Genomic DNA, 7,121 nt, shown 5'->3' with positions numbered 1-7,121 from the left:
ACGGCGTCGGCACCCCGCACCGCTGAGGCCAGGCTCCCCGGATCGGCAAGCTCACCCATCGCCACCACGAAGCCTCGGTCGAGTAGCTTGGCCGCGCTCGCTTCCGACCGGGCGAGCCCCACGATTTCATGACCTCCCTCTTTCAATCGATGCGCTACCGCACCGCCGATCAAGCCAGTCGCGCCAGTTACCAAAACTCGCATGTCGATCACCTCTTCAATCTCGGTGAACCCAATAAAGCGTAACGGCAATGCGGATGGAAATCGCGAGTCCTGATGTGGCGCTATCGATCGCGCCGATGGTGTCAAGCCGAGGCGGCGATTTGGATGATGAGGCCGCGCAGCCAGGCGATAGCCCCATGCTTATCCGCCCGCCGGTGCCACATTAAGTGAAGTGGCCAGGTGGGCAGTTCGAGCGGCGGATCATACATCGCGATGCCAGCTCCAGTATCAGCGAATCTTCGTGCGACCCGGGAGGCCAGCGTCGCGACAAGGTCGGTTCCGGCGATCACGAAGGGTGCAGCCAGAAATTGCGGTAAGCTCAGCACGACGCGCCGCCCGAGGCCGAGCTCGGCAAGCCTTAGATCGACAATCCCGGAGCGGTCGCCTTCGGGAGAGACCAGGAGATGCGGCGCCGCTGCGAAAGCCTTGAGGCTTGGACCACCTGCGAACGCCGGGTGTCCTTCCCGCACGACGCAAGCGAAAGTCTCAAAAAACAGCGGGCTGCTGATAATGCGCGCCGACGTATCGACAGGGAAACCGATCGCGAGGTTCGCCTCGCCGCTGTCGAGCAGCGTGATAGCTTCGTCTCGTCCGAACATCCCGCAGACGCGCACGTTAATGTGCGGGGCGTCGACGCTGAGGCGGGCCATGAGCGACGGCAACAAGACGAACGCCGCATAGTCGCTCATCGCGAGCGTGACGGTATTGTCGGCCGTCGCGGGGTCGAAGCTATCGACCTGTAGCGCGCCCCGGAGAAGCCGGAGCGCATCCGAGACGGGACCAGCAAGGTCATGGGCGCGGGGCGTCGGCTGCATGCCTGAAGGCGTTCGCACGAAGAGTTCGTCCCCAAGAAGCTCGCGCAAGCGCGTGAGTGCTCCGCTCATCGCCGACTGGCTGAGGCCGATCCGCGATCCGGCGCGCGTCACGTGACGCTCCGCATACAACGCATCAAAGGCCTTCATCAAGTTGAGGTCGAAGCCAGCTATATCCATGTGCGGATCATAGGGGGATGCGCTCAACGGGGATAGCCAACGCAGCGGGCCTAAGACGTCTGCATTAGTCGAGAAAGGAACCAGCGAGCAGCTGGCCCCAGGCGATTTCCCCGGCGGCGGATCGTCATCATTGCGACCCGATTACGCTCGGGCAGGCCTTCGACCTGCAAGATCCGAAGTGCTCCGCTTTCCAGGTCGCCTGCGATCATGTGTTCCGGCATGTAGCCCCACCCTGCACCCGCGAGCAGCAGTTCATATTTTGTGGCTGGATCGGTTACGCGCCACTTGCGAGCCGTATAGACCGCGAGATCGGGCGTTGCGTCGCCGCGGTCGCTGACAATGATTTGAATGTGATCAAGCAGGGTGTGAGCGGGCAGTCGGCGATTTGACTCGCCGCGAGCTACAAGGGGGTGGTCCCTCGCTGCAACAGGAACGCGGGCGACCTGTCCGATAACGTCACCTAGCAGGCCGGTCGGAAGGTCCGGAACACTTCCGGCGATTCCCAGCATTGATTTGCCATCGAGAACCGAATTCTGCACATCGCCCATCGATTCGGTAATCAGCCGAAGGCTGACAGACGGAAATTGATCCGCGAATTCACAAAACAATGCCGCACATTTGGCGACTGGATAGAGCGAGTCGATGACGATGGTGACCTCGCTCTCCAGTCCTTTCGCAACTGCCTTGGCCTGGTTTTTGATCTCATCAGTGCGCCTGACCACCGCCCCCATTTCCCCAAGGAGCACGCGGCCGGCTTCCGTGGTCGTCGGCGCGTGTCCGTCGCTTCGTTCGAACAGGAGAACGCCGAGCTGACGCTCCAGATTTGCCACGGCGTAGCTCACAGCCGACTGCTTGCGGTGAAGCATCCGCGCAGCTGCCGAAAAGCTTCCCGTTTCAGCGACGGCAAGGGCGGCACGCATCTGGTCAAGTGAAAGACCCGAAATCTGCATGTTCATCTCCACGCCAAGGGTATCAAATTCTTGGATAGCACGGCGTGAAATTTTGGGACGTCTCCGCATTTGCAGAAAGCTGCATACTTCATCGGCCAGCTACGCCCGCCGAGCGCCATTGATAACAGGCTTTGGATACCAGGCAGCCCCGCAAGGAGTCCTATCCATGATCGGAAAACGATTTTCTATGCTTGGTGAAAACGGATCATTTCATTTCGCGATGCTCGGTTCTTTCCTCACTGCCGGATTGGCGCCAACTGAGCGGAGCGCTCGTGCAAGTGACCAAGCCGATGCGCAAACGCATGGTCCATCGTTCCTTGCCAAACTGCCGCTTGTCTGGCTGGAGCGTGCCTGTTTCAGAGCGAGGTTGCGCGCGGACCTCAAGGAGGACCCGCTCCTGTTGCGCGACATCGGCATAAACCTGCACGAAGCCAGCGCAGAGTCGATGCGCTTTTTCTGGGAACCCATTGTGTTGACGCGCAGCTGAAATTGCGATGCCCTTTGCGCAAACGATTGCGGCGCTGGCTTCAGGCGCTGGAATAGGCTTCACGGTCGCTGCTCCGATCGGGCCGATGGGCATGCTGTGCGTCCAGCGAACATTGGCTTGCAGCACTGCAGCAGGACTGGTCACGGGACTTGGCGCCGCCACCGTGCATCTTGCCTACAGCGCGATTGCCATTATCGGACTGGGCAGCCTCGCGCAGACCTGGATGCAGGCCAATGGGTTGGCGCTAGGTGCGTTGTCTGGCGTGGCAATGCTCTGGTTTGCCGTCAGAGCGCATCGGTCAGGTAATAGCGTTCGCCGCGCGGGTGAAATCGATCGCACCCGTCTGACACGGGCATATCTGAGCGCCATTGCAATCGGCTTTAGCAATCCGATGACGATCGTCCTGTTCTTCGCGGCGTCAAATGCGTTTGCCAATCAATCCGCCGCGCCATCGCTGGTTGCGGGTGTTTTTCTCGGATCCACCGCATGGTGGATTATTCTCAGCACGGTGGTCGGGACGGCGCGCTCGCGGTTCGACGCAAACACTCTGGCACTCAGCAGCCAACTCGCAAGCCTTATGCTCTTGTTTCTTGGGGTCTTCACACTGCTGCGAATAGCAGTAAAGGCGCTATCCAATGCTTGACCATATCTTCGAGGGCCACTGCCGTGCGCGTCACCTTTGGCCAATAATGCGCTCGACCTGTTACGCCAGACAATTGGCATCGGAAATGCTGTCGTTTATTATTTCGCCCGCTTATCTCGACACACTGATCTGGCTTTCATGCTCCGGCAAATGCAGGTCGCCATGAAGAAAGTTGCTGTATTTGGCAACGCAGGTGGAGGAAAATCCACCTTGGCGGCGCGGCTGTCCGAAATCTCAGGGCTCCCACTCTACTCTCTCGACCTGCTTCAGTTTCGTGACGGGCGCTATTGGCCGAGCGAGAAAGATGGCGGCAGGATTCCACATGGCGAGTACCTCGAAATGCACTCGGAACTGCTCGCCAAGAGCCACTGGATAATTGACGGCTATGGCTGCGTAGCCTCGGCCTGGGAGCGGTTCTCCGCAGCGGATACGCTGGTGTACATAGACCTTCCTGTGCCCACGCACTATTGGCGGGTCACCAAGCGCCTCGTTCAAGGCGCCTTGCGAAATCCGACGGGTTGGCCGGAAAACAGTCCGGTTTGGAGCAGCACGCTCGATAGCTACCGGGTCATATGGCGATGTCATCGCCGGCTGACGCCAAGATACCGCCAGCTTGTTGCCGACGTGTCATCCCATAAGCACGTCTACCATTTGCAGTCTCCGGCACAGATGAAGGCTTTCCTCGCTTCGATGGGGCGGGAGAAGAGCATCTGATGCGCCTGCAATTACTATCGTCCGCTTCAGGGTCATTCGTAACCAGAGCAAGCCGGCGGCAAGCTTCCGCCAAGCCCACCACGCCGCTGAAAACGGAAGCTTGCGTCGTGGCTCCTAAATCCTCCGCCCCGCCCGCTCCCAATGGGGATCACGCAGCCGGCGCTTGAGGATTTGCCGGAATCTTCGCGCGGCGGGGTGGTGCGATTTCGATGTGTTTCGGCACCTTGTAGTCCGCCAGAGACGCCTTCGGCCGCTGGCGAATGGGCGGCCGCCCCCTCGCCGCCGCCATTTACCAAAGCCGCGAACAGGATGACATCTCCCAGCAAAACGTGTTATTTCGTAAAATATCTCGCAAAGCGTTGGCTCCGAGACGCCGAGTTTGGCAACGCTTTGCGCGATTTCGTCAACGTTCACGATGGGCGAGGATCAATTCGCGATAAGCCCGCTCGACCATCTCCTAAGGTTCTAGCGCCTTGTCGGATCAAACCAAAGTAACAGTCGACGATCGGCGCGGTCCGCGGCAGAGAAGCATTATCGGCGCCTTGCTCGGGGCAAAACCCGGGTCCGGAATGGACCGGCGTTGGACGCCCCACATCATCGTCCTGAGCGGCCTTGTGCTGGCGATTTTGTGCGATGCCTTCGTAGCGCATGTGCTGTCAGTGAACTATCGGGAGACCTTCAGGGCGACTGAGGCCGCCAATGGCGATCTCGCCCGCGCCCTCGAAGAATACATGTTGCGCAACATGCAAGGCGTCGACCTTCTGCTGGGCACGACCATCGATGCACTCGAGCAGAAACCGTCCCTGCTATCGGCCGGCAATCCGGCCTTGATCAACGAGTTGAAGCACAGGGTGGCGCCCTACCCTGCGGCAAAATCGATCGTGGTTCTCGATGCCGACGGAAAGATGCTTGGCGATGCCCTGGGCAACGACGCATCCGGCAAGCCAATCAGCTTCGCCGACAGGGCTTATTTCAAGGTCCACCGGGATGATCCCGGCCACGGTCTCTTCATCGACGTGCCGCTTATTTCACGCGTGCCTCCCCAAGGTCGCTTTATCCCGGTGAGCCGCGCCCTTCTGGCGGCCGACGGACGCTTTGACGGCGTCGTCATGGTGGCTCTCGACTACAATGTGCTGCGGCAGTTCTTTCTGTCACTGGACGTGGGGCGGCGCGGCACCGTGACGCTTTACCGAGACGACGGCAGGATTTTGCTGCGCGCGCCGAACGCGGACGAGTTTGCCGGGCGCAGCGTCAGCTCGAATCTCTTGTTCACGGTCTATCTCCCGCAAGCGCCGAGCGGAAGCTTCGAAAGCAGCGGAATCCTGGACGGAACGTCGCGAACCATCAGCTATCGGCGGGTCGCCGGAACGCCACTGGTGGTGACGGTGGCGCGCGACCCGGTCGAGTTTCTGTCCGGCTGGAAGAACAATGCGCTGTACTACAGCCTGGTCGCCGCCGGGCTCAATCTGTTGATCGCCGGATTCGGCCTTGGTCTGGCGCGGCAATGGCGCCTGCGCGCGAAATCGGAACAAGCCCTGCGGGACAACCTCGAGCAGCATCAGCTGGTCACGGAAAACGTCCCCGCCCTGATCGTTCAGGTCGGCGCCGATGGTCACATCCACTACGCCAACCGCGTCGCACTCGAATGGTATGCCCAGCCGTCCCTCGCCGCCATCCGCACGCGCGAGATCGAAGAGTTCATCGATCCATTGCGATTTGGCGAGGTGCGGCTGAAGATCGAGGCGGCGCTGGCCGGCCGAACCACCCGCGGCGAGGAGCTGGCGGCGTTCCCGGACGGCTATGAACGCTGGTGCGAGACCATCCGGGTGCCCGATCGCGGTCATGACGGCACAGTACGCGGCTATTTCGTGTTGTCGGTCGACATCACGGAGCGCAAGCGCATCGAGGACGAACTACGTCAGGCACAGAAGATCGAAGCCGTCGGGCAGCTGGCCGGAGGGATCGCGCACGACTCCAACAATATGCTGGCGGCGACGCTCGGCAATCTCGATCTGCTGCTCGACGAATTGCCGCCCGCCGAGGTCTCCCGCCGCAGCCTGGTCGAACGGGCGATAGAGGCGGCGGAGCGGGTCGCAGATCTCAACCGCCGCCTGCTCGCTTTCGCCCGCAAGCAGACGCTGCAGCCGCAGATCACCGACGTGAACCAGCTGGTCAACGGGATGACGACCATCCTGAAGCGGACGCTCGGCGAAACCATCGAGATCGAAGTCGCGCAGGACCCGACGCTGTGGCACTGCCTGATCGATCCGACGCAGTTGCAGAACGCGCTGCTCAACCTCGCGATCAACGCGCGGGATGCGATGGCCGGCAGCGGGCGTTTGACGATCACGACTGCAAATGCCGTGCTCAAGCGGCCGCTCGATGACGGCAGCGAACGCATCGTCCCCGGTGATTACGTGACGATAGCGGTGTCGGATATGGGCGCCGGCATGCCGCCCGAAATCGCGCGCCGTGCGTTCGAACCGTTCTTCACCACCAAGGAGGTGGGGAAAGGCAGCGGGCTCGGCCTCAGCATGGTCTACGGCTTTGCCAGGCAATCGGGAGGCACGGTGGTGATATCGAGCAGAGTGGCGCACGGTACACGCGTCACGCTGTATCTGCCGAGCGCGGGACCGACGGCAATCGACCCGCCGCGCGCCGGGATGCCGCGACTGTTGCGACGCGAGACCGGCGAACGCATTCTCGTGGTGGAAGACAATCCGCTGGTGGGCGCCATGGCATCCACCATGCTGTCCTCGATGGGCTACAGCCCGATTGTCGTCATCAATGCTGCCTCGGCGATCGCCGAATTGGAGCGGCCGGAGCCGATCGCGCTGCTGCTGACCGACATTCTCCTGCCCGGTGGCATGACCGGCATTGACTTGGCGCGTCAGGCGCGCCGTAGATGGCCCGATCTGCCCATTCTCTTCATGTCCGGCTTCACGGATCCCTCGCTGGTGCCCGACGACTTCCGCGCCAATACAAAGCTTCTCACGAAGCCGTTCCGTCTGGGGCAGTTGTCCGAAGCGATCACGTCCACCCTGGCTGGCACCAAGGCACCTGCATAGGCCGGATTCCTGAGAATCGAGCCTGATCTGCAAACCAAGGAAACGG

7 protein-coding genes are annotated in these 7,121 nt (G+C 61.2%); 4 read left to right on the top strand and 3 right to left on the bottom strand.

Annotated elements, in window-relative coordinates; all coding sequences use genetic code 11:
• The 3 genes from JOY90_RS08720 to JOY90_RS08710 all read right to left on the bottom strand — a co-directional run.
• Nucleotides 1–251: NAD(P)H-binding protein (locus JOY90_RS08720; RefSeq protein ID WP_367276898.1), on the bottom strand; the 251-nt coding region annotated here is incomplete at its 3' end.
• Between the two features lie 53 nt (nucleotides 252–304).
• Complete coding sequence (locus JOY90_RS08715; RefSeq protein WP_291690738.1) at nucleotides 305–1,213, bottom strand: LysR family transcriptional regulator; 909 nt, start codon at nucleotides 1,211–1,213, stop codon at nucleotides 305–307.
• 50 nt (nucleotides 1,214–1,263) lie between these two features.
• Nucleotides 1,264–2,169: a LysR family transcriptional regulator gene (locus tag JOY90_RS08710; RefSeq protein ID WP_291690737.1), complete on the bottom strand. Its 906-nt coding sequence runs from the start codon at nucleotides 2,167–2,169 to the stop codon at nucleotides 1,264–1,266.
• A gap of 160 nt (nucleotides 2,170–2,329) precedes the next feature.
• On the opposite strand from JOY90_RS08710, the gene JOY90_RS08705 reads away from it, so the two are divergent.
• From JOY90_RS08705 to JOY90_RS08690, 4 genes are all read left to right on the top strand, one after another.
• Nucleotides 2,330–2,650 carry a hypothetical protein gene (locus JOY90_RS08705; RefSeq protein ID WP_291690736.1) on the top strand — a complete coding sequence of 107 codons (321 nt, stop codon included), beginning with the start codon at nucleotides 2,330–2,332 and terminating at the stop codon, nucleotides 2,648–2,650.
• 7 nt (nucleotides 2,651–2,657) lie between these two features.
• Entirely contained in the window at nucleotides 2,658–3,293 is a 636-nt protein-coding gene (locus JOY90_RS08700; protein WP_291690735.1) for a LysE family transporter, read from the top strand.
• A 36-nt stretch (nucleotides 3,294–3,329) separates the two neighbouring features.
• Nucleotides 3,330–4,007, top strand: coding sequence for a hypothetical protein (locus JOY90_RS08695; protein ID WP_291690734.1), 678 nt, complete (start codon nucleotides 3,330–3,332; stop codon nucleotides 4,005–4,007).
• 569 nt (nucleotides 4,008–4,576) lie between these two features.
• The gene (locus JOY90_RS08690; protein WP_291690733.1) at nucleotides 4,577–7,075 is read left to right on the top strand and encodes an ATP-binding protein; all 2,499 of its coding nucleotides are present in this window, start codon (nucleotides 4,577–4,579) and stop codon (nucleotides 7,073–7,075) included.
• The last annotated feature ends 46 nt before the right edge of the window (nucleotides 7,076–7,121 follow it).

It is taken from the genome of Bradyrhizobium sp., from assembly GCF_019242285.1.
Lineage (GTDB): Bacteria > Pseudomonadota > Alphaproteobacteria > Rhizobiales > Xanthobacteraceae > Bradyrhizobium.
The sequence above is the reverse complement of the archived record's forward strand: the minus strand, read 5'-3'. Positions and strand labels throughout refer to the sequence as shown.

Coding starts and splice junctions, on each gene's coding strand:
- JOY90_RS08715 (WP_291690738.1), bottom strand. CDS start 1,213: ATGGATATAGCTGGCTTCGACCTCAACTTGATGAAGGCCTTTGATGCG.
- JOY90_RS08710 (WP_291690737.1), bottom strand. CDS start 2,169: ATGAACATGCAGATTTCGGGTCTTTCACTTGACCAGATGCGTGCCGCC.
- JOY90_RS08705 (WP_291690736.1), top strand. CDS start 2,330: ATGATCGGAAAACGATTTTCTATGCTTGGTGAAAACGGATCATTTCAT.
- JOY90_RS08700 (WP_291690735.1), top strand. CDS start 2,658: ATGCCCTTTGCGCAAACGATTGCGGCGCTGGCTTCAGGCGCTGGAATA.
- JOY90_RS08690 (WP_291690733.1), top strand. CDS start 4,577: ATGGACCGGCGTTGGACGCCCCACATCATCGTCCTGAGCGGCCTTGTG.